18 protein-coding genes are annotated in these 19,555 nt (G+C 64.0%); 10 read left to right on the top strand and 8 right to left on the bottom strand.

The window, feature by feature from the left end:
• Positions 1-118: 118 nt before the first annotated feature.
• The 4 genes from B597_RS35645 to dadA form a co-directional block, all read right to left on the bottom strand.
• On the bottom strand, positions 119-544 hold the full coding sequence (locus B597_RS35645; RefSeq protein WP_003295472.1) for a c-type cytochrome: 426 nt from the start codon (positions 542-544) through the stop codon (positions 119-121).
• Between the two features lie 161 nt (positions 545-705).
• A complete protein-coding gene (locus B597_RS35640; RefSeq protein ID WP_003295471.1) occupies positions 706-1,254 on the bottom strand; it encodes a cupin domain-containing protein in 549 nt (182 codons plus the stop codon).
• Between the two features lie 106 nt (positions 1,255-1,360).
• On the bottom strand, positions 1,361-1,735 hold the full coding sequence (locus B597_RS35635) for a RidA family protein (RefSeq protein ID WP_003295470.1): 375 nt from the start codon (positions 1,733-1,735) through the stop codon (positions 1,361-1,363).
• Positions 1,710-3,008, bottom strand: coding sequence for a D-amino acid dehydrogenase (dadA, locus tag B597_RS35630; protein ID WP_003295468.1), 1,299 nt, complete (start codon positions 3,006-3,008; stop codon positions 1,710-1,712). The genes B597_RS35635 and dadA overlap by 26 nt, the downstream gene beginning before the upstream one ends.
• Positions 3,009-3,153: 145 nt before the next feature.
• On the opposite strand from dadA, the gene B597_RS35625 reads away from it, so the two are divergent.
• The 4 genes from B597_RS35625 (at position 3,154) to B597_RS35610 (ending at position 7,583) form a co-directional block, all read left to right on the top strand.
• Positions 3,154-3,642, top strand: a complete 489-nt coding sequence (locus B597_RS35625) for an Lrp/AsnC ligand binding domain-containing protein (protein ID WP_003295466.1) — start codon at positions 3,154-3,156, stop codon at positions 3,640-3,642.
• Between the two features lie 102 nt (positions 3,643-3,744).
• Entirely contained in the window at positions 3,745-5,076 is a 1,332-nt protein-coding gene (locus tag B597_RS35620) for an NAD(P)/FAD-dependent oxidoreductase (protein WP_003295464.1), read from the top strand.
• Between the two features lie 59 nt (positions 5,077-5,135).
• Positions 5,136-6,683, top strand: coding sequence for a phospholipase D family protein (locus tag B597_RS35615; RefSeq protein ID WP_024162080.1), 1,548 nt, complete (start codon positions 5,136-5,138; stop codon positions 6,681-6,683).
• A gap of 156 nt (positions 6,684-6,839) precedes the next feature.
• Positions 6,840-7,583: a hypothetical protein gene (locus B597_RS35610; RefSeq protein ID WP_024162079.1), complete on the top strand. Its 744-nt coding sequence runs from the start codon at positions 6,840-6,842 to the stop codon at positions 7,581-7,583.
• Positions 7,584-7,588: 5 nt separating this feature from the next.
• Here B597_RS35610 and B597_RS35605 read toward each other — a convergent pair whose 3' ends face one another.
• Both B597_RS35605 and B597_RS35600 read right to left on the bottom strand, forming a co-directional pair.
• Entirely contained in the window at positions 7,589-8,113 is a 525-nt protein-coding gene (locus B597_RS35605) for an Mpo1 family 2-hydroxy fatty acid dioxygenase (protein ID WP_024162078.1), read from the bottom strand.
• A gap of 103 nt (positions 8,114-8,216) precedes the next feature.
• Entirely contained in the window at positions 8,217-9,779 is a 1,563-nt protein-coding gene (locus tag B597_RS35600; protein WP_003295459.1) for a methyl-accepting chemotaxis protein, read from the bottom strand.
• Between the two features lie 366 nt (positions 9,780-10,145).
• Between B597_RS35600 and B597_RS35595 the strand changes: the two genes are divergently transcribed.
• Both B597_RS35595 and B597_RS35590 read left to right on the top strand, forming a co-directional pair.
• Positions 10,146-10,589, top strand: a complete 444-nt coding sequence (locus B597_RS35595) for a PaaI family thioesterase (protein ID WP_003295458.1) — start codon at positions 10,146-10,148, stop codon at positions 10,587-10,589.
• Between the two features lie 3 nt (positions 10,590-10,592).
• Positions 10,593-11,936 (top strand): hypothetical protein, encoded by a 1,344-nt coding sequence (locus B597_RS35590; RefSeq protein WP_024162077.1) that lies wholly within the window; start codon positions 10,593-10,595, stop codon positions 11,934-11,936.
• 6 nt (positions 11,937-11,942) lie between these two features.
• On the opposite strand, the gene radC is transcribed toward B597_RS35590, so the two are convergent.
• Entirely contained in the window at positions 11,943-12,617 is a 675-nt protein-coding gene (gene radC, locus B597_RS35585) for a RadC family protein (RefSeq protein ID WP_003295454.1), read from the bottom strand.
• Positions 12,618-12,756: 139 nt separating this feature from the next.
• On the opposite strand from radC, the gene coaBC reads away from it, so the two are divergent.
• From coaBC to argB, 4 genes are read left to right on the top strand one after another with little or no spacing between them, the layout of a single operon-like run.
• Positions 12,757-13,965 (top strand): bifunctional phosphopantothenoylcysteine decarboxylase/phosphopantothenate--cysteine ligase CoaBC, encoded by a 1,209-nt coding sequence (coaBC, locus tag B597_RS35580; protein WP_003295453.1) that lies wholly within the window; start codon positions 12,757-12,759, stop codon positions 13,963-13,965.
• A gap of 50 nt (positions 13,966-14,015) precedes the next feature.
• Complete coding sequence (gene dut, locus B597_RS35575; protein WP_003295452.1) at positions 14,016-14,471, top strand: dUTP diphosphatase; 456 nt, start codon at positions 14,016-14,018, stop codon at positions 14,469-14,471.
• Between the two features lie 44 nt (positions 14,472-14,515).
• Positions 14,516-17,095 carry a phosphomannomutase/phosphoglucomutase gene (locus tag B597_RS47930; protein ID WP_003295451.1) on the top strand — a complete coding sequence of 860 codons (2,580 nt, stop codon included), beginning with the start codon at positions 14,516-14,518 and terminating at the stop codon, positions 17,093-17,095.
• A gap of 16 nt (positions 17,096-17,111) precedes the next feature.
• Entirely contained in the window at positions 17,112-18,014 is a 903-nt protein-coding gene (gene argB, locus B597_RS35565) for an acetylglutamate kinase (protein ID WP_003295449.1), read from the top strand.
• Positions 18,015-18,072: 58 nt separating this feature from the next.
• On the opposite strand, the gene B597_RS35560 is transcribed toward argB, so the two are convergent.
• Positions 18,073-19,548 (bottom strand): DUF3360 family protein, encoded by a 1,476-nt coding sequence (locus B597_RS35560; RefSeq protein ID WP_024162076.1) that lies wholly within the window; start codon positions 19,546-19,548, stop codon positions 18,073-18,075.
• Positions 19,549-19,555 lie beyond the last annotated feature (7 nt).

The raw sequence follows: 19,555 nt of genomic DNA, 5'->3' as shown, positions 1-19,555 counted from the left end.
CTCTGGCGTCGATTGCATCCGGCCTGTAGCCGTTCGACTCGAACCAGCCGCGCTTTGCTCCCCGCAGAAACGACAAAGCCGCCCGAAGGCGGCCGTGTCGATAATGCCAGACGCTCGATCAGAGGCCGGACATGTGCTGGATCGCAGCCTTCAGCTCGTCATCGGAGCAATCGCCACAGGTACCTTTCGGCGGCATGGCATTGATACCGCTGATGGCATGCTTGAGCAGGCCATCCAGGCCACCCGCAGCATCGGCACGTGCGGACCAGGCGGCAGTGTCACCGGTTTTCGGCGAGTTCAGCAGGCCGGAACTGTGGCAGGCAGTACAGAATTTGCCGTACACATCGGCACCACTGCGGGCTGCGCCACCTGCGGCGGCGGCAGCGCCGGCACCAGCAGCGGCACACTCTTCACCTTGAATACATACTTCGCCCACCGGCTTGAGACGCTCGGCGATGGCTTCGTCAGTCGCAGCCTGAGCGCTCATTGCCCACAGGGCCACTACGGCAGTCTGTGCTACCAGGATCTTCTTAATCAGGTTCACCTTACACCCTCATTGTGGCTAGACACGCCCGCGGCCACGGTTACGCAGGCGGGCGCTAGTATAGCGGCAAGCCTGGCCCGCCGAAACAACCCTTGCCGGCACGGGGCCTAGCCGCGACCCATTGTCGCAACGGGCGATGCAGCAGCAGCTGCCACGGCCGCTCAGAAATTGGCCGGGGTCGTCGCACTGATCAGACGAGCAGGCTCGTCGAACGGATTGCGGAAGCGATGCGGTTTGCTGCTCTCGAAATAGTAACTGTCGCCGGTTTCCAGTACGTACACCTGGCCGTTGACCGTCAGCTCCAGCCGGCCATGAATCAGCATGCCGGCCTCTTCGCCCTGGTGTGCGAGCATTTCCTCGCCGGTATCGGTGCCGGGCGGGTAGGTTTCGTCGAGAAAGGCGATGGCTCGGCTCGGGTGCGCCTTGCCCACCAGCCTCATGCTCACTGCGCCATCGGAAATATCGATCAGCTCACCCGCCTTGTAGACCACCGGGGTGTCGCCATCCTGTTCGAAATCGGGCGAAAAGAACTCCACCAGCGACATGGGGATACCTCCCAGCACCTTCTTCAGCGAGCTGATAGACGGGCTGACGCTGTTCTTTTCGATCATGGAAATGGTGCTATTGGTAACGCCTGCACGCTTGGCGAGTTCACGCTGGGACAGGCCCTTGAGCTTGCGGATGGTTTGCAGTCGAACGCCGACGTCCAATACGGGAGCCCCCTTTCAAGAGCGAAGCGATGAGGGGGCTTATCATGGCAATGGCGTTCAGAATTTACAACACTCTGATCGAAACGTCGGTCGCCCGCATCGGGACTCAGAGCACCGGACCGGCGAGAACGGGCATCGCGGCGGCGACGGTGATTTCCACCCGCACTTCGGGTACGTACATCAGCGCCTGGACCGTGGTACGTGCCGGCGCCGTGCCCGCCGCGAGCCAGGCGTCCCATACCTCGTTCATACCGGCGTAGTCGGCAGCGATATCCTTGAGATGGATCGTCGCTGACAACAGCCGGGCCTTGCTGGTGCCGACCTCGTCCAGCAAGCGCTCGATGCTCGCCAGGGTTTCGCGGGTCTGCTGGCGGATGTCGCCGGCCAGATCATCGGCCAACTGTCCGGACAGATACACCACGCCGTTGTGGATGACCGCCTCGCTGTAGCGGGTTTCAGTGTGCAGCCGCCGGATGGGCATGTTTACGGGTTTCCTTACGCTTGCCATAACGGAAGATGTCCAGCCCCTCGGTGCTGATCTGCGGGCGCCTGGAAGCCAGCAGATCGGCGAGCACCCGGCCGGAGCCGCAGGCCATGGTCCAGCCGAGCGTACCATGGCCAGTGTTAAGGAACAGGTTGCGATAGGGAGTGGCACCGATGATCGGTGTCCCATCCGGCGTCGCCGGTCGCAGCCCGGTCCAGAATTCCGCTTCGGCCGGATCACCGCCCATCGGGAACAGATCGCCGACGACCATTTCCAGGGTTTCCCGCCGACGCGGATTGAGCGAGAGGTCATGCCCGGCAATCTCGGCCATGCCACCAACTCGGATACGCTGATCGAACCGGGTAATGGCCACCTTGTAGGTTTCATCGAGCACGGTCGATTGCGGCGCCATCGCCGGATCGCTGATCGGCACGGTCAGCGAGTAGCCCTTGAGCGGATAGACCGGAGCGCGAATGCCCAACGGCTTGAGCATCTGCGGGCTGTAGCTGCCGAGCGCCAGCACGTAGCGGTCTGCCGTCTCCAGCTTGCCGTCGATCCATACCCCGTCGATCCGGTCGCCGGCATATTGGAGACGCTGGATATTCTGTTCGAAACGGAACTCGACCCCAAGCTCCACGGCCATTTCGGCCAGGCGCGAGGTGAACATCTGGCAATCGCCGGTCTGGTCGTTAGGCAGGCGCAGAGCGCCACTCAGCTTGTGCGCCACTTTCCCCAGGGCCGGCTCGACCCGCGCGATACCCGCACGATCCAGCAGCTCGTAGGGCACGCCGGAACGTTCCAGTACGGCGATGTCCTTGGCCGCCGCATCCAGCTGCGCCTGGGTGCGGAACAACTGTGTGGTACCGAGCTGGCGTCCCTCGTAACCGATACCGGTTTCGGCACGCAATTCGTCGAGGCAATCGCGACTGTATTCGGACAGCCGCACCATCCGCTCCTTGTTCACCGCATAGCGGGCTGCGGTGCAGTTGCGCAGCATCTGCGCCATCCACAGGTACTGGTCGACGTCACCGGTGAGCTTGATGGCCAGTGGTGCGTGGCGCTGCAACAGCCACTTCATCGCCTTGAACGGAACGCCGGGGGCAGCCCAGGGCGAGGCATAACCGGGCGACACCTGGCCGGCATTGGCGAAGCTGGTTTCCATCGCCACCGCCGGCTGCCGATCGACCACGACTACCTCGAAACCGGCTCGCGCCAGATAGTAGGCGCTGGCAGTGCCAACCACACCGCTACCCAATACCAGTACACGCATTGCTGCCTCCCACCCGTTGCAACGGGCTTTTCCAGATCACTATTGAGCGGAGTATAAGAAGGCCTATGCAGTGATATTCACCATATAAAAAGCTATCTTTGGCATTTTTCCACGCCTCGATTGCTTTTAATGGAGGGTATATCCCTTGAGAACCCGGCATCAGACACGTCGCGAACTGGACAAGATCGACCGCCATATCCTGCGCATCCTGCAGGCTGAAGGACGCCTGCCGTTCACCGAACTGGGCGAGCGCGTCGGCCTGTCGACCACCCCATGTACCGAGCGGGTACGCCGCCTGGAGCGCGAGGGCATCATTATGGGCTACTCGGCCAGGCTGAATCCGCAGCACCTCAAGGCGGGCCTGCTGGTATTCGTCGAGATCAGCCTGGCGTACAAGTCCGGCGACATCTTCGAGGAATTCCGCCGAGCCGTGCTCAAGCTGCCCCATGTACTGGAGTGTCACCTGGTGTCCGGCGACTTCGATTACCTGGTCAAGGCGCGCATCTCGGAGATGGCCTCCTATCGCAAATTGCTCGGCGACATCCTGCTGAAGCTGCCGCATGTGCGCGAATCGAAGAGCTATATCGTGATGGAAGAGATCAAGGAATCACTCGACCTGCCCGTCCCGGACTAGAGCGGCTAGAAGCCGGGCAGCAGCACCATGACAGGTATCGCATGCCACCGCTGGTAAGGTTCGGCTTTGCTCCGCGGCATCGCTCCGGTCTACCCTAGGCGCATGCAGACATATGACTCTTCGATAAAGCATCAGGCATCCGCGTCGAACGACAGCGTACATGCGCCCTCCTACTATGCCGCCAGCGTCAATCGCGAGCTTGCTTGCGAATCGTTGCAAGGCGAACAACGGGCCGACGTGTGTATCGTCGGCGGCGGCTTCTCCGGCCTCAACACAGCCATCGAACTGGCCGAACGCGGTTTCAGCGTCATCCTGCTGGAAGCGCAACGCATCGGCTGGGGTGCCAGCGGACGCAATGGCGGCCAGCTGATTCGCGGCGTCGGGCATGATGTCGAGCAGTTCGGCAGAGTCCTCGGCGAAGAAGGCGTCGACGAACTCAAGCGCATGGGCTTCGAAGCGGTGGACATCGTCCGCCAGCGCATCGAGCGCTACGCCATCGACTGCGACCTGACCTGGGGCTATTGCGACCTGGCGACCAAACCCCGGCATCTGAAGAGCTTCGACGAAGACTATTCCGACCTGCTGCGCCTGGGCTATCCACATCCCCTGCAGCGCGTGTCACGCCCCAACCTGGCCGCGGTGGTTGGCTCCCAACGCTACCTCGGCGGCCTGCTGGACATGGGCTCGGGGCACCTGCACCCGTTGAACCTCGCGCTTGGCGAAGCCGCCGCCGCGCAATCGCTGGGTGTGCGCCTGTTCGAGCAATCGGCCGTCGAACGCATCGAGTACGGCCCGCAGGTGCGGGTCCATACGCGGCAGGGCGTGGTACAGGCGGACAATCTCGTCCTGGCCTGCAACGCCTACCTCAAGGGCCTGCAGCCGAAACTCGCCGGCAAGGTGCTGCCAGCCGGCAGCTACATCATCGCCACCGAGCGGCTGCCCGAACCCCTGCGCCGGGAATTGCTGCCGCAGAACACGGCGGTCTGCGACCAGCGGGTGGCACTCGACTACTTCCGCCTCTCCGCCGATGGCCGGCTGCTGTTCGGTGGTGCCTGTCACTATTCGGGGCGCGACCCCAAGGACATCGCCGCCTACATGCAGCCGAAGATGCTCGAGGTATTTCCGCAGCTCGTCGGCATCGGCATCGACTTCCAGTGGGGCGGGATGATCGGCATCGGCGCCAACCGCCTGCCGCAGATCGGCCGCCTGCCGGAGCACAGCAACGTGTTCTATGCCCAGGCCTATTCCGGGCATGGCCTGAACGCCACGCACCTGGCGGGCCGACTGCTCGCTGAGGCCATTGCCGGGCAGCAGGACAGTGGCTTCGACCTGTTCGCCAAGGTGCCACATCCGACCTTCCCCGGCGGGCCTGCCCTGCGCTCGCCACTGCTGGCCCTGGGCATGCTCTGGTATCGACTGAAGGACCGTTTCTGAATTTTCGGACGAAGCGCAACGTCCAAGCATGAATGAAAGGATGCATAGCCGGAGAAAACTTGCGCGCCTACCTGACCGTTTTGCTGCTGGTGCTGCTGGCCGGCTGTGCCAGCCACCCCGAGCCGAGCGAGTCCTATGCAGTGGCACCGGAGGCGTCAGCACTGGGCCGGCGCATACAGCAGCTCGCCGCCGGCCACCCGGCCGGCCATTCGGGCTTTCGCCTGCTGGCCGAAAGCACCGAGGCGTTCGCCGCCCGTAGCGAAATGATTCGCGCCGCGCAGCTCAGCCTGGACGTGCAGTACTACATCGTCCACGACGGCCTGACCACCCGCGCACTGATCGACGAACTGCTGCAGGCAGCCGATCGCGGCGTTCGCGTGCGGTTGCTGCTGGACGACACCACCAGCGACGGGCAGGACTACCAGATCGCGACGCTGGCCGCGCACCCCAACATCCAGATTCGTGTCTTCAACCCTCTTCACCTCGGGCGCAGCAATGCCGTCACCAGGACCCTGGGCCGCCTGCTGCACCTGTCACTGCAGCACAGGCGCATGCACAACAAGCTGATGCTGGTCGATGGTAGCCTGGCGATCGTCGGAGGCCGCAACCTGGGCGACGAGTATTTCGAGGCGGATCAGGGCATCAACTTCACCGATATCGACCTGCTCGGCGCGGGACCGGTAGCCGAGCAGCTGGCACAGAGCTTCGATGAATACTGGAACGATCAACTGAGCGTGCCCATCCAGCATTTTCTCTGGCAGCAACCACGGCAAGCCAGCCTGGACAAAGCGCGGCAGAAGTTGCGTGACTACCTGCAGCAGGCGCGTCACGAAAACAGCGAGCAGTATCGACGCCTGATGCGCTACAAGCAGCGCCCGCAACTGGCGCAATGGCTGGGCGAACTCATCTGGGCGCCCGCCGAAGCACTGTGGGACGCGCCGCAAAAACTGCTCGCCGAAGGCGTACCGGATACCTCGCTGCTGCTGACTACGCAACTCGCCCCCGCCCTGCGGACCGTGAGCCGCGAGCTGACGCTGGTTTCCGCCTACTTCGTGCCCACCGACAGCGGCGTGCAATACCTGGCCGACCGCGCCGGAGCAGGCGTCAGCGTGCGTATCCTCACCAACTCGCTGGAGGCCACCGATGTGCCAGCCGTTCATGGCGGTTACGGCCCTTATCGCGAAGAGATGCTGACGCTGGGAATACGCCTGTTCGAACTGCGCCGGCAGCCGGACCAGGAGCCGTCGTACAGTTTCCTCGGCGAATCGGAATCCAGCCTGCACAGCAAGGCCGCGGTTTTCGATCAGGAGAGGGTATTCATTGGCTCGCTGAACCTCGATCCACGCTCGGTGTTATGGAACAGCGAAGTGGGAATTCTGGTGCAAAGCAGGGAGCTGGCCCGCGAAGTCCACCGTCTGACGCTCGAAGGCATGTCACCGGCCCTGAGCTACGAGGTACGCCTGGAGGAGCGCGACGGGCACAGCAGGATGGTCTGGATTGCCGAGGACAACGGCCGCCTGCGCGTCATCGAAAAGGAGCCGGGCGGGCTCTGGCGCCGTTTCAATGCCTGGTTCGCCACCTTTATCGGCCTCGAGAAGATGCTCTAGCGATCGCGTCCGACTGTCGCACGATACCGCCTGATTGACTGCAAAGCGGCACAAATCATTCTTTGGGGTGATACCACTTGGCCAGCACTCCGCTAGGCTCGGATCGCTGCCAACCTGCACGCAGCGCTTCTATAAAAATAAGAAAGGAGCACGACGATGAATCGTTTCACTCGTTTCTGGCTACTGCTGATACTGGCGATGCTGCCCGGCTTCACCGAAGCAGCCCAGGCCGAGCCAATCGCACCCCTGCAAAGCATGCAGATCCACGCGAACCGCGCCACCAGCAGCCTGCTGCTCTACCGCGGCGAAGGTTTCCAGAAGGCCCACCTGATGCGCCTGGAAGCAGACATCCAGGCGCTGAATGCCGCTTTGCTCGACGTTCCCGCCCCCACCAGTGCACTACGCGAAAGCCATCAGGCGCTTCAGGCCCGACTGCGCGAAGGGGCGAGCTTCGGTTACGAGGAGGACGACATGCCCTGGGGCTGGCCGTTGCAGCTGAGCAAGGCGCTGCGCGACTTCCTGTCCGCGGTTCGCGAGCAACAGGGCGCAGACGCGCGGGCGGAATTGCCGGCGAAGGTCGAGTATCTCGCCGTGCAGTATCTGAGTCGCGCCTATATCGGTTCCTTCGAGATCGCTCGCGAGCAGCCGGACACCTACCTCGGGCAGGACGAGCGCGGTTTGGTGCCAGCCATCGATGCGCAACTGGCGGAACTGGATGACAAGCACGACCCGGCGCTGGCCAGGCTTAAGACCCGCTGGGATTTTCTCAAGGTGGCGCTGGAGGACATGAACAGCGGCAGCAATAATTTCACTACCGCCTCGGGCCGCCCCTTCGCGCCGATCACGGTCGACCGCCATGCCCGTAGCCTCAGCGACCAGTGGATGGCTGTCAGGCCCTGATGCACTCAGCCGCGCGCTACTGACTGACGCAGGCGCACCGGACCGACGCGTGCCTCGATGGCCTGGCGCAGCGACTCGCGCAAACCAAGCATGAAGCCGATCTCGGCCGCTACGAAAAGCGGCCCGATGATCAGCCCGCTCAGATCGTCGACGAACGCTGGCTTTCGACCTTCGAAATAATGGCCGACGAACTGGATGATCCAACCGAGCACGAACAGGCCGAGCCCCACCCCCAGCCAGAGCGCCGTGGCAGCAGCGGCGAGCCCCGCGCCCAGCCAGAGACATAGCAGCAGCACGGTGCTCATCAGCAGGCCGTAGCGCAGATCCAGGCGAAGATAGAAAACCGCAGCGGCAAACGACAGCATTGCCGCCGGGCTGATCCAGAGTCCTGCCCATGACAGCCCCGGGCGCGACAGCAGAACGGCCACCGCCATGACGATCAGCGGAATGCCGACGAAATGGGTGAGCAGGTTGCGCGGGTCGCGGTGGTAGGCGGCGTACTGGGCCAGGTGATCGGTGAGGGTTTTCATTGGGCGCAGTCCCAGGCAATTGCGATCAGCCAAGCTTAGCCGTTGCGGGCGCTTGCGGCCCTGTCACACACAGGGCTATAGCGCCAACCTGCATGGCCGAATGCTATTCCTCGGGCCGATAGCCCAGCCGCAGCCCGCCCCAGTGACGCCCGCCGACCATGATCGGAACGGACAGGTCATGCATCAGCTCGCCGGTGTCGCGGCTGTAGGTCTGCAGCAACACACGCCGCTGATGGCTGCCACAACGAGCCCCGGTACGATCATTGAACAGGCGCTTGCTGCGGCTGTTGACCCGATCGATCTCCGGATTACCGACCGGCGGCTGGTTGAATGCTCGGTTATGGGTCGGCACGTAGCCTTCAGGGGTCGTGGCAATGGCATAGACCAGTGCAGGATGCAGCAGCAGCGGCTCCTGAATGGCCGGCAGCACCTGGTCCGCATAATGGTCGAAGCGCGTCTGGTACTTCACCGGATCGGTGTTGGGCAGCGCCCGATAATTGCGATCGAACAAGTCGGCGAGGCTGATACGCCCGGCCTGGATGTCGGCCTCGAAGCGCGCGGCGATGGCCGCAGCGCCTTGCCGAGCCAGGTCGAACATCGCCTGGTGATAGTCGTCGAGCTGTACCTCGGCCAACTGTTCGCTGGCGCTTTCGGCCTGTGCCACCAGACGCTCGGCCGCGTGCTCGAGCTGCAGCGTCTGCTTCTCGCTATCCAGCGCATCCGCGCGCAGTTGGTCAAGCGCCACGAACTGGCCTGTCAGGCGCTGATGGTTGTCGGCGGCCCCCGTGGTGATCTGCGCCACCTGGCTCTCGACGCTGCCAGCCAGGCCGGCGATGCCGCTGAGCTGCTCTCCGGTATTTGCAATCTGCTCGGCCGCTGCGTCCAGCTCATTGCCCTGACGCTGGATATAACTGACCACCGCCTCGCTCTGTTCGCGAATATCGGCCACCATCCGCCCGACTTCCTCGGTAGCGCTGGACGTGCGCGCCGCCAGGCTGCGTACCTCGTCGGCAACCACGGCGAAGCCACGGCCAGCCTCTCCGGCGCGCGCAGCCTCGATGGCAGCATTGAGTGCGAGCAGATTGGTCTGGCTGGCGATGGACTGGATCACATCAGTGATCTGGCGAATCTCTTCGGTGCGCGCAGAGAGGCCATCGATCAGTTCGCGACTGGCATGCGTCTGCGCACTGAGCTGTTGCATCCGCTCGATCGCCCGCTGCAGTTCGGCTTGTCCGGCATCGCTGCGCTGGCGCACGGCTTGGGCAGCCTCCAGCGTCTGCCGCGCGCGCTCGGCACTGGCCTGCTCCGTAGCCGCGATGGCCTGAGCACCATTGGCAATTTCACTGACGGCCTGCAGCTGCGACTGCAAGCGATTGGCCAATTGCTCGGCGCTGAATGCGACCTGGGCGGCAGACAGCGCGTTGTGGCAGGTATTGCGCGACAGGTTCTTGCTCAGCTCGGTGAAGACCTGTGAGGGGCCGTCGTCGACCGAAGCGCTGCCTTGCGCTGCCAGCCCCGTCGTGAACCACGGCCAGAGCGACGCAGCCAGTAGCAGAACGGCAGTTACCAGCATCGGCGGCGCCAGCCAGTAATGCATGAGCAGCAGACCGACGACCAGCGCGGCATGGAACACGACGGCCTTGGGGTGACGGTTGGCGGGACTCATGGACGCCTCTTACTCTTGCCGGAACGATCCGACGTTTTACCCGTACGCTCCGCTAAAGACCAGTGTGCCTTAGTAGCAACATGCCGTTATCGGAGTTCACCCCAGCGTTAGCGGCCGTACCCGAGCCAACTTAAGCCGCTCGGCTCGTTCATCTGCAACATGGCTGGCGCATCCCGCGATCGATCGAAGCGGGAAGACCGATCGAATGCGCGACGCTGGCAGGCCCCGCAGCACTGCCATCGTGCGACTGCAATTCGCTCCGTCGACCTGACAGCAATTTCGCATAGCGGAATGGCATTCCACATGATTGACCGGGCATCTAAAGACTGCCACCCTGCTGCGCAAGCCCTAGCCCGATACTTCTACATGTCCGATCAGTCTTGCTCCGACACCTCGCTACAGAAGGTGGAAGCCTCGCTAACGGGATTCTTTCAGGACCTTGGGTGCCGCCTCAGTGAATACGGCCCCACCCAGGTGGTGATCGAACTGCGGCTGCAGCCAAGGCACCTGAACAACGCCAGCAGCCTGCATGGCGGCGTCAGCGCAACTCTGCTCGACGTGGCGATGGGACTGTGCGGCACCTGGGTGGAGCAGGCAGACCAGCGGCGCGTGGCGACCACACTCTCGATGAATATCAATTTCAGCGCACCGGCGCGCGCCGGCAGTCTGGTCCGCGCCGTGGCTCGCTGCCGTTCTTCCGGGCACAAGGTGTTCATGGCCAGCTGCGACCTGCTGGATGAGGAAGACCGACTGCTGGCGTTCGGCGAAGGCGTCTATCAGCGTGGCAAGCTACGAAGCGAGTTGCCCTGAACAATGATTGCCCTGCTACCGCTGGCGCTCGCCTGCGAACTGATCGCCTTGATCACCCGCACGCAACTGCCGAGCGTGATCAGCGGTGGTCTGCTGGTGCTGTTCTTCGGCTGGCACTGGCGCTCGCTCATGCCTTATCCGCGCCGGCTCGGGCTGGCGACCCTGGGCCTGTTCGGCTGCTGGCTGCTGTTCGGCGAGCCCAGCTGGCAGCAGGCGCAACGAATGCTCGCTGCAGCGGCTTATTACGGAGCATTCATTGGCGCGCTGGGGCTGGCGCACTGCGCGGTCAAGCGCCTGCCGCAACTCGGCGAGCTGCACCGATTGCTACTGCGACAGCCGGGCGCAAGTCTTTACCCGAGTTATCTGCTGAGCACCTTCGCCATCGGCTCGATACTGAGCTTCGGCATGCTCAATCTCGTCTGCGGCTCGCTGGAGCGCCATCTGGATCGACACGCCTACAACCAGACACAGCGCCGGGAAGGCACCAGGGGCGTTATGGTTACGGCCCTTCGCGGCTTTGCGCTGGTGCCGCTGCTGGCGCCAACCAGCGTGGCCGTGGCGATCCTCACCCGTGAACTGCCCGGGTTGAGCTGGAGCGCCTTGCTGCCGTTCGGACTCATTGCCGGGGCCATCCTGCTGCTGATCGGCTGGCCGCTGGAAAATGGCCGGCTGCAGCAGTTGCAAGGGACCGACGACTCGCTGAATGGCGCGCAACCTGCCGGCCCGGCGAATGGCTTGCGCAGCCTGTTGTATGGCAGCCTGCTCGGTATCCTGCTGATCGCACTGCTGGCCAACCTGACCTGGCTGTCGGCAACCCAGGCCGCGATGCTGCTGGTGCCGCCGGCGGTAATCGGGCTGCTGCTCTATCAAGGCGCCTCACGGTCAGGCGCCTATGTCGAGGTACGGGACACGCTGGCCGGAATGCGCAACGAGACCTTCATCTTTGCCTGCTCCGCACTGCTCGGAGGCCTCACGGCGGCGCTGGTACCGGTAGATGCATTGGCCAGTCACTTCAGCAGCACCCCCCTGGCGTTGTTCGGCCTGAGCAGCGCCGGCATGTTCACCATCATCGCCCTGGCGTTGCTCGGCGTCGCGCCGATCATCTCGCTGAGCCTGTGTACGGCACTGCTGGCGCAGTTGGCAGGCCACGGCGTGGCGGTCATGCAGCCGGCTGTCGCGCTGCTCACCGGCTTCTCGCTGGCGATGCTGCTTTCGCCCTACGGCCCCTCGGCGCTGATGCTGGCACGTCACGCCGGGCTCACCCCGTGGCGCATCGCCTTTGGCTGGAACGGGCGCTTCGTGCTGCTGGCACTCGGCCCGCTGCTGCTGGTGCCGCTGCTGGCGTAGCGCCGATCACATCCAGCCATGCTCGGCCATCGACAACGGTTCGCCATCACCGACGATGAAATGATCGAGTACACGCACGTCGATCAGCGCCAGTGCCTCCTTCAACCGCTGGGTCAGTTGCCGGTCGGCCTGGCTGGGCTCGGCCACGCCGGAGGGGTGGTTATGCGTCAGGATCACCGCTGCCGCATTCTGCGCCAGCGCGCGCTTGACCACCTGCCGCGGATAGACGCTGGCGCCGTCGATGGTGCCGCTGAACAGCACCTCGAATGCCAGGACACGGTGCTTGGAATCGAGGAACAGGCAACCGAACAGCTCATGGGGCTCATGACGAAGACGCGCCTTGAGGTAGTCGCGCACCGCCTGTGGCGATTCCAGCGCCGAATCGCGTCGCAGCCGTTCGGCCAGATGCCGGCGCGCCATCTCCAATACGGCCTGCAACTGCGCGAACTTGGCGGGCCCCAGCCCCAGATGCGCGCTGAACTGATCCAGCTCGGCCTCCAGCAATGCCCGCAGGCTGCCGAACTCGGCGAGCAGGTGACGGGCCAGGTCCACCGCGCTCTTGCCGGCAACGCCGGTACGCAGGAATATCGCCAGCAATTCGGCGTCGGAAAGTGCCGCCGCCCCCTGCTCGAGAAGCTTCTCCCGCGGCCGCTCCGCCGCGGGCCAGTCACGTATGCTCATATCACCTCCCTGTCGAGCAGGCCCACTTTTCCACTGTGGGCGCTGTGCTATCTTAGCCCGTCATTTTTCCGGGGTAACGGGCGAGTTCTGACCTGGTTCTCACTCCGGACAGTCCCCCATGAGATAACAAGGCAGGCCTATGCAGCGGCTGTATCGTAAACGCATCGTCCTGGGCGTCGGCGGCGGCATCGCCGCCTACAAGAGTGCCGAACTGGTCCGCCGCCTGCGCGATCATGGTGCCGAAGTCCGGGTGGTGATGACCCAGGGCGGGCGTGAATTCATCACCCCTCTCACCCTGCAGGCGCTTTCCGGTCACCCGGTCCACCTGGATCTGCTCGACCCCGCCGCGGAAGCGGCCATGGGCCACATCGAACTGGCCCGCTGGGCCGACCTGGTACTGATCGCGCCGGCCACCGCCGACCTCATGGCACGCCTGGCCCAGGGCATAGCCAACGACCTGCTGACCACCGTAGTGCTGGCGACCAACGCCCCGGTCGCCCTCGCGCCGGCGATGAACCAGGCAATGTGGGCCGACCCCGCCACCCAGGCCAACCGCGAATTGCTACTCGAGCGCGGCATCCGCCTGTTCGGCCCCGGCTCCGGCAGCCAGGCCTGCGGCGATGTCGGCATGGGCCGGATGCTCGAGGCGGAGGAACTTGCCCAGGCCGCCGCAGACTGCTTCGATACCGGCCTGCTGACCGGACTGCACCTGCTGATCACTGCCGGGCCGACCCAGGAAAACATCGACCCGGTGCGCTACATCACTAACCACAGCTCCGGCAAGATGGGCTTCGCGCTCGCCGAGGCAGCCGCCGAAGCCGGTGCGCGGGTCACGCTGGTCACCGGCCCGGTGTTCCTGCCAACACCCGATCGTGTCCAGCGCATCGACGTGGTCAGCGCCCGCGACATGCTCGCCGCGTGCGAGGCGGCGATGCCCTGCGATCTGTTGATCGCCGCGGCAGCGGTAGCCGATTACCGACCTGAAGTGGTGGCACCGCAAAAACTGAAGAAAGACCCCAACAGCGGTGACGGCCTGCTGCTCCGGATGGTGCGCAATCCGGATATCCTCGCGACCCTGGCCAGCCGGCCGGATCGGCCGTTCTGCGTCGGTTTCGCTGCCGAAACCGAGAACCTGCTGGAGTACGCCACGCGCAAACTGCGCGACAAGAATCTCGACCTGATCGTCGCCAACGACGTGGCCAACCCCAGCATCGGCTTCAACAGCGAAGACAATGCCGTCAGCGTGATCGACCGCCAGCAACATGAAACCCGCTTCAGCCAGGCCAGCAAGGGGCACATCGCCCGTGAATTGGTGGCCTTCATCGCCAACCGCTACAAACAGGCATAGGGCCTGCTGAAGCAGCAATGCGGCTCTCCCAAACATCGAAGGTCCCAGCCATGCACGCACTCCAAGCCAAGATTCTCGACCCTCGCCTCGGCCGCGATTTCCCGCTTCCCGAATACGCCACGCCGGGCTCCGCCGGCCTCGACCTGCGTGCGATGCTGCAGAGCGACACCGTGCTGGAGCCGGGACAGACACTACTGATCCCGACCGGCCTGTCGATCCACATCGCCGATCCGGGACTGGCCGCCCTGGTTCTGCCCCGCTCGGGCCTTGGCCACAAACATGGCATCGTGCTCGGCAACCTGGTCGGACTGATCGATTCGGATTACCAGGGCGAGCTGATGGTGTCCTGCTGGAATCGCGGCCAGAGCGCCTTCAGCATTGCCGTTGGCGAGCGAATCGCGCAGCTCGTGCTGGTGCCGGTGGTCCAGGCCCGCTTCGAACTGGTCGACAGCTTCGACAGCAGTGATCGCGGAGCCGGCGGTTTCGGGCATTCCGGTAGCCACTAGGCAATACGCCCCCGCTTACCTCTCAGGATGATTCGAGGAGCTTCATGGCACTCTTCAAACGTACCGCCAAGGACTCAGGCGTACTGAACCCGGGCGATACCCGCAGCACGCGCCGCGGAATCGACTGCAAGCCCCTGCTTGGCGGCCTGGGTAGCAGCCTGCTCGGGCTCGGCGCGGCTGCCGCACTGCTCTGGATGGGCATGCAGGGTGCTCACCAGCAGCAACAGCTGCGGCTGGCCAATGCCTGGGGCCAGGGTCAGGCCAGCGCCGTGCAGCAGACCTTGCGGCAGCTGCGCATCGACACACAGGCTGCAGCAGACCAGCAACAGCTGGTCGACGTGCTACGCGCCGACGCCGACGCCGAGCGCAGACGCGAAGCCGAGCAGCGCCTGCTGGGGCTGCCCGGCGTGATCGACGCACACCTGAACAGGCGTGGCACAGCCGTACCGGACAGCAGTCGCCCGGGGCCGCTGAACTTCGCCGCCCTCGACCTGCTACAACGGGCCGAAGCCGGCCAGTCACCCGCGCCGGAAGCGTACAAGGTCGGTAACCGCTGGCTGCTCTACAGCGCCCATGCCTTGCGCGCGGAGGGCGAGCAGGCCATACGCGGCAGCCTGCTGCTGGTGAGCGATCTTGAACACGTATTCGCCACACTGCCGATTCCGCCCGCCGAAGCAGGCCAACTGCGCCTCATCCAGCAGTTCCCGGGCGCCCCGGAACAACTGCTCCTGCAGCGAGGCACGACAGGCGATGCGGCGTCCGCTCTGACCCTCGCCAGCAGCAACCCGAACTGGAAACTCGCCTACCTGCCGGTCGGCGACGCGACGCCGGCCGCTCTGTCGCCGCTGCAGTTGATGGCTGCCGCACTCCTGGCGTTGGCAGGCGTACTGGTCGGGTTGCAGCTGGTGCTTGGCGGCCAGCAACGCAAGCTGCGCGAAGACGTGCGGCAGATCGGCCAACTGCTGCAGGAACTCTCGGCCGGCAAGGCCATCCAAGTACCGGCCTTGAGCCTGCCGGTCCTCGACGCACTGGCCAGGAACATCGCTCGACTGCCCGTCCGCCCCACCGGACCGGCTCCAACCCAGGCATCCGCCGCGGCTCAAGCCGTCCGGCCTGCCAAACCTGCCGAGTACATCGATCCGCGCTTGCCGGAAACCGATATTCTCGACATCGATATTCTCGACGAGGACCAGGATATCTTCGGCCTCGACATCAAGGAGCGAGAAACCGCAATGAGCAGCGCCAAAGCCCCGAACTTGCCCGCCAGTATCTTCCGCGCCTATGACATCCGTGGCGTCGTCGGCGACAGCCTGACTACCGAAACCGCCTACTGGGTCGGCCGCGCCATCGGGTCCGAGAGCCTTGCCCAGGGAGAGCCCGACGTATCGGTCGGCCGCGACGGACGCCTGTCCGGTCCGGAACTGGTCCAGCACCTCATACAAGGCCTGGTAGACAGCGGCTGCAGCGTCAGCGATGTCGGCATGGTGCCGACCCCGGTGCTCTATTACGCAGCCAACATCCTCGCCGGCAAGTCCGGGGTCATGCTCACCGGCAGCCACAACCCGCCGGATTACAATGGCTTCAAGATCGTCATCGCAGGCGACACCCTGGCCAACGAGCAGATCCAGGCCCTGCGCAAACGGATCGAGAGCAACGACCTGGCGAGCGGCATCGGCAAGGTCGAACAGATCGATGTGCTGGAGCGCTATCTCGAACAGATCCGCAGAGACATCGCCATGGCCAGGCCGATGAAGGTGGTGGTCGACTGCGGCAACGGCGTCGCCGGCGTCATCGCTCCCCTGCTGATCGAAGCGCTGGGCTGCAAGGTGATTCCGCTGTATTGCGAGGTCGACGGCAATTTCCCCAACCATCACCCGGACCCGGGCAAGCCGGAGAACCTCGTCGACCTGATCGCCAGGGTGAAAGCCGAGAACGCCGACCTGGGCCTGGCCTTCGACGGTGACGGAGATCGCGTCGGCGTGGTGACCAATGCCGGCACCATGATCTATCCGGACCGCCTGCTGATGCTGTTCGCCAAAGATGTGGTTTCACGCAATCCCGGCGCCGACATCATCTTCGACGTCAAATGCACCCGCCGCCTCACGCCGCTGATCAGTGGCTACGGCGGCCGCCCGGTGATGTGGAAGACCGGCCACTCGCTGATCAAGAAGAAGATGAAGGAATCCGGCGCCCTGCTGGCCGGCGAAATGAGCGGCCACATCTTTTTCAAGGAGCGCTGGTTCGGCTTCGACGACGGCATCTACAGCGCCGCGCGCCTGCTGGAAATCCTCAGCCAGGACAAGCGCGACGCCGAGCAGGTGTTCGCCGCATTCCCCTGCGATATCTCCACACCGGAAATCAACATCACGGTGACAGAGGAAAGCAAATTCACCATCATGGACGCCCTGCAACGCGACGCTCAGTGGGGCGAAGCCAACCTGATCACCCTCGACGGTGTGCGGGTCGACTATCCCAAGGGCTGGGGCCTGATCCGCGCCTCGAACACCACACCGGTTCTGGTGCTGCGCTTCGAGGCCGACAGCGAGGAAGAACTCAGCCGTATTCAGGACGTTTTCCGCGCACAGCTGCTCAACGTTGCACCCGACCTCAAACTGCCGTTCTGATTTTGCGGAGCCCTGCATGACCCTCAGCCGTGAAGCTGCCACCCAATTCGCCAAGGTACTGTCCGAGGCCCTGCCCTATATCCGCCGGTTCGTCGGCAAGACGCTGGTCATCAAGTACGGCGGCAACGCGATGGAAAGCGAGGAGCTGAAGACCGGCTTCGCCCGCGACATCGTGCTGATGAAGGCGGTCGGCATCAACCCGGTGGTGGTGCACGGTGGCGGCCCGCAGATCGGCGACCTGCTCAAGCGCCTGAATATCGAAAGTCACTTCATCGACGGCATGCGGGTCACCGACAGCCAGACCATGGACGTGGTGGAAATGGTGCTCGGCGGACAGGTCAACAAGAGCATCGTCAGCCTGATCAACCAGCATGGCGGCAGCGCCATCGGCCTGACCGGCAAGGATGCCGGTCTGATCCGCGCGAAGAAGCTCAAGGCGACCCGCCAGACGCCGGAGATGACCAAGCCGGAAATCATCGACATTGGCCATGTCGGTGAAGTCACCGGAGTCAACGCCGAGTTACTGGAGATGCTGGTGCAGGGCAACTTCATCCCGGTGATCGCACCGATCGGCGTGGGCGAGAACGGTGAGTCCTACAACATCAACGCCGACCTGGTGGCCGGCAAGGTAGCCGAGGCGCTGAAAGCCGAGAAGCTGATGCTGCTGACCAACATCGCCGGCCTTATGGACAAGCAGGGCAGCGTGCTGACCGGCCTGTCCACGGCCCAGGTCGACGCCCTGATCGCCGACGGCACCATCTACGGCGGCATGCTGCCGAAAATCCGCTGCGCGCTGGAAGCAGTGCAGGGCGGCGTCAACAGCGCCCATATCATCGATGGCCGCGTGCCCAACGCCGTGCTGCTGGAGATCTTCACCGACGTCGGCGTCGGCACGCTGATCACCAACAGCCAGGGCTGACAAAGCCACAAAAGGAAAAAGGGAGCCCAGGCTCCCTTTTTCCTTTCCGCCGACTGAATCAGAGGTCGATGCGGAACGACTCGAGCATCGCCGGGATGCCCGGGAACATGCCGATACCCAGCATCACGCCGCAGAGCACGACGAAAACGATCGTCGGGATGACCCAGCGATGCAGGTGACTCAACGACTGGCCGCGCGCCTTGTCACCGATCAGGCCGAGGTTGTCGAGCAGCACGGTCAGTGACCAGCCGAACACCGGGTTAACCAGCGCCGAAGAAAAGATCACGATGGCCGCCGACTGCGAGGTCTTGCCTTCGCGGGTCATCTGCATGCCGGCTTCCAGCAGCGGCAGGAACACCCCGACCATCAACGCCACGCTCAGTACCGGCGGCCAGATCGCCAGGTCCATGGGGTAGCCCCACAGCGCCGCGACCACGCAGAGCAGGCCGGTAAGCAGCGCACCCGCGGGAATCGGCCGTTTGGCAATCGCGGCCGGCACCATGAAGGTACCCCAGGACGAGGCCAGATTGCCGCCGCCCAGGGAGGTACCGACGATCTGCCGCGCGGCTGCGACGCACATGGTGTCGTCGATGTTCATCAGCACCTTCTTCGCCTTCGGCGGGTAGTTGAGCTGCTGGAACACGCGGTGCCCGAGGAAGTCCGGCGACCACATGGCTACCGCCAGCACGGCGAAGGGCGCGACGGCAACAAAGTGATGCAGCTCGGGCAGACCAATCTGCCAGCCGGTGTTCTCACCCCACCAGTACATCGGATTCAGGTTGGGCACGCCCGGCGCGGTGCTGAATTCGAACGGCGCGCCCAAGGCGAAGGCAATCACTGCCGCCAACGCCGAGCCCAACGGAATCGCCAGCCAGCGCATGCGGATATGTTCGAGATAGGCGTACATCACGATGGTGGCGAACACCACGACGAAGGCGATATAGCCCATGTCGAAGCCATCGGCCCAGCCGAACAGCTTCTTGATCTGCGAGGTGATGCCGATGAAGCCCAGGTACAGCAGCAGGCCGCCACAGACGCCGTCGCTGGTCAGGCGTGCCAACAGGCTGCCGCCCTTGAACACACCCAAGGTGAAACCGAGCACGCCCACCATGATCCCCAATGCCATGGGGTGCCCGCCCGATGCGACGATCAGCGGAATCAGCGGAATCAGCGGGCCGTGGGTCCCGGCGAGGTTGGCCGTGGGATTGAGAAAACCGGAGAACACCACGACGAACAGCAGCGCCGCGATCAGCATCTCGTAGCGCGCGTTCTCGATCACGAACTCGTTGGACAGCCCCATCGGCCCGGCAAAAGCCGCAACGACTGCCGCAACCATGACTATCTTGCCGATGGTGGCCGCCATCGCCGGCACCCAGTCTTCGTACTCGAAGCGGTAGTCACGAAACGGCAGGTTCATGCCCCAGCGCTTCGGCGCCATGATCTCCAGTTCGTGCTCGAGGTATTCAGCGCGAGTCGCGAAATTTCCCTTCGGCTTGTGGAGCTCCTGATAACTGCGTAGGTCCCTATCATTCATGCTGATC

This window comes from Stutzerimonas stutzeri KOS6 (assembly GCF_000307775.2).
GTDB classification, from domain to species: domain Bacteria; phylum Pseudomonadota; class Gammaproteobacteria; order Pseudomonadales; family Pseudomonadaceae; genus Stutzerimonas; species Stutzerimonas stutzeri_B.
The sequence above is the reverse complement of the archived record's forward strand: the minus strand, read 5'-3'. Positions and strand labels throughout refer to the sequence as shown.

Bases quoted from the DNA above. Each gene is read 5' to 3' on its own strand.
- B597_RS35635 (WP_003295470.1), bottom strand. From the start codon at position 1,735: ATGCCCATCCGGCGGCTGCACACTGAAACCCGCTACAGCGAGGCGGTC.
- dadA (WP_003295468.1), bottom strand. From the start codon at position 3,008: ATGCGTGTACTGGTATTGGGTAGCGGTGTGGTTGGCACTGCCAGCGCC.
- B597_RS35620 (WP_003295464.1), top strand. From the start codon at position 3,745: ATGCAGACATATGACTCTTCGATAAAGCATCAGGCATCCGCGTCGAAC.
- B597_RS35610 (WP_024162079.1), top strand. From the start codon at position 6,840: ATGAATCGTTTCACTCGTTTCTGGCTACTGCTGATACTGGCGATGCTG.
- B597_RS35605 (WP_024162078.1), bottom strand. From the start codon at position 8,113: ATGAAAACCCTCACCGATCACCTGGCCCAGTACGCCGCCTACCACCGC.
- B597_RS35600 (WP_003295459.1), bottom strand. From the start codon at position 9,779: ATGAGTCCCGCCAACCGTCACCCCAAGGCCGTCGTGTTCCATGCCGCG.
- B597_RS35595 (WP_003295458.1), top strand. From the start codon at position 10,146: ATGTCCGATCAGTCTTGCTCCGACACCTCGCTACAGAAGGTGGAAGCC.
- B597_RS35590 (WP_024162077.1), top strand. From the start codon at position 10,593: ATGATTGCCCTGCTACCGCTGGCGCTCGCCTGCGAACTGATCGCCTTG.
- radC (WP_003295454.1), bottom strand. From the start codon at position 12,617: ATGAGCATACGTGACTGGCCCGCGGCGGAGCGGCCGCGGGAGAAGCTT.
- coaBC (WP_003295453.1), top strand. From the start codon at position 12,757: ATGCAGCGGCTGTATCGTAAACGCATCGTCCTGGGCGTCGGCGGCGGC.
- dut (WP_003295452.1), top strand. From the start codon at position 14,016: ATGCACGCACTCCAAGCCAAGATTCTCGACCCTCGCCTCGGCCGCGAT.
- B597_RS47930 (WP_003295451.1), top strand. From the start codon at position 14,516: ATGGCACTCTTCAAACGTACCGCCAAGGACTCAGGCGTACTGAACCCG.
- argB (WP_003295449.1), top strand. From the start codon at position 17,112: ATGACCCTCAGCCGTGAAGCTGCCACCCAATTCGCCAAGGTACTGTCC.
- B597_RS35560 (WP_024162076.1), bottom strand. From the start codon at position 19,548: ATGAATGATAGGGACCTACGCAGTTATCAGGAGCTCCACAAGCCGAAG.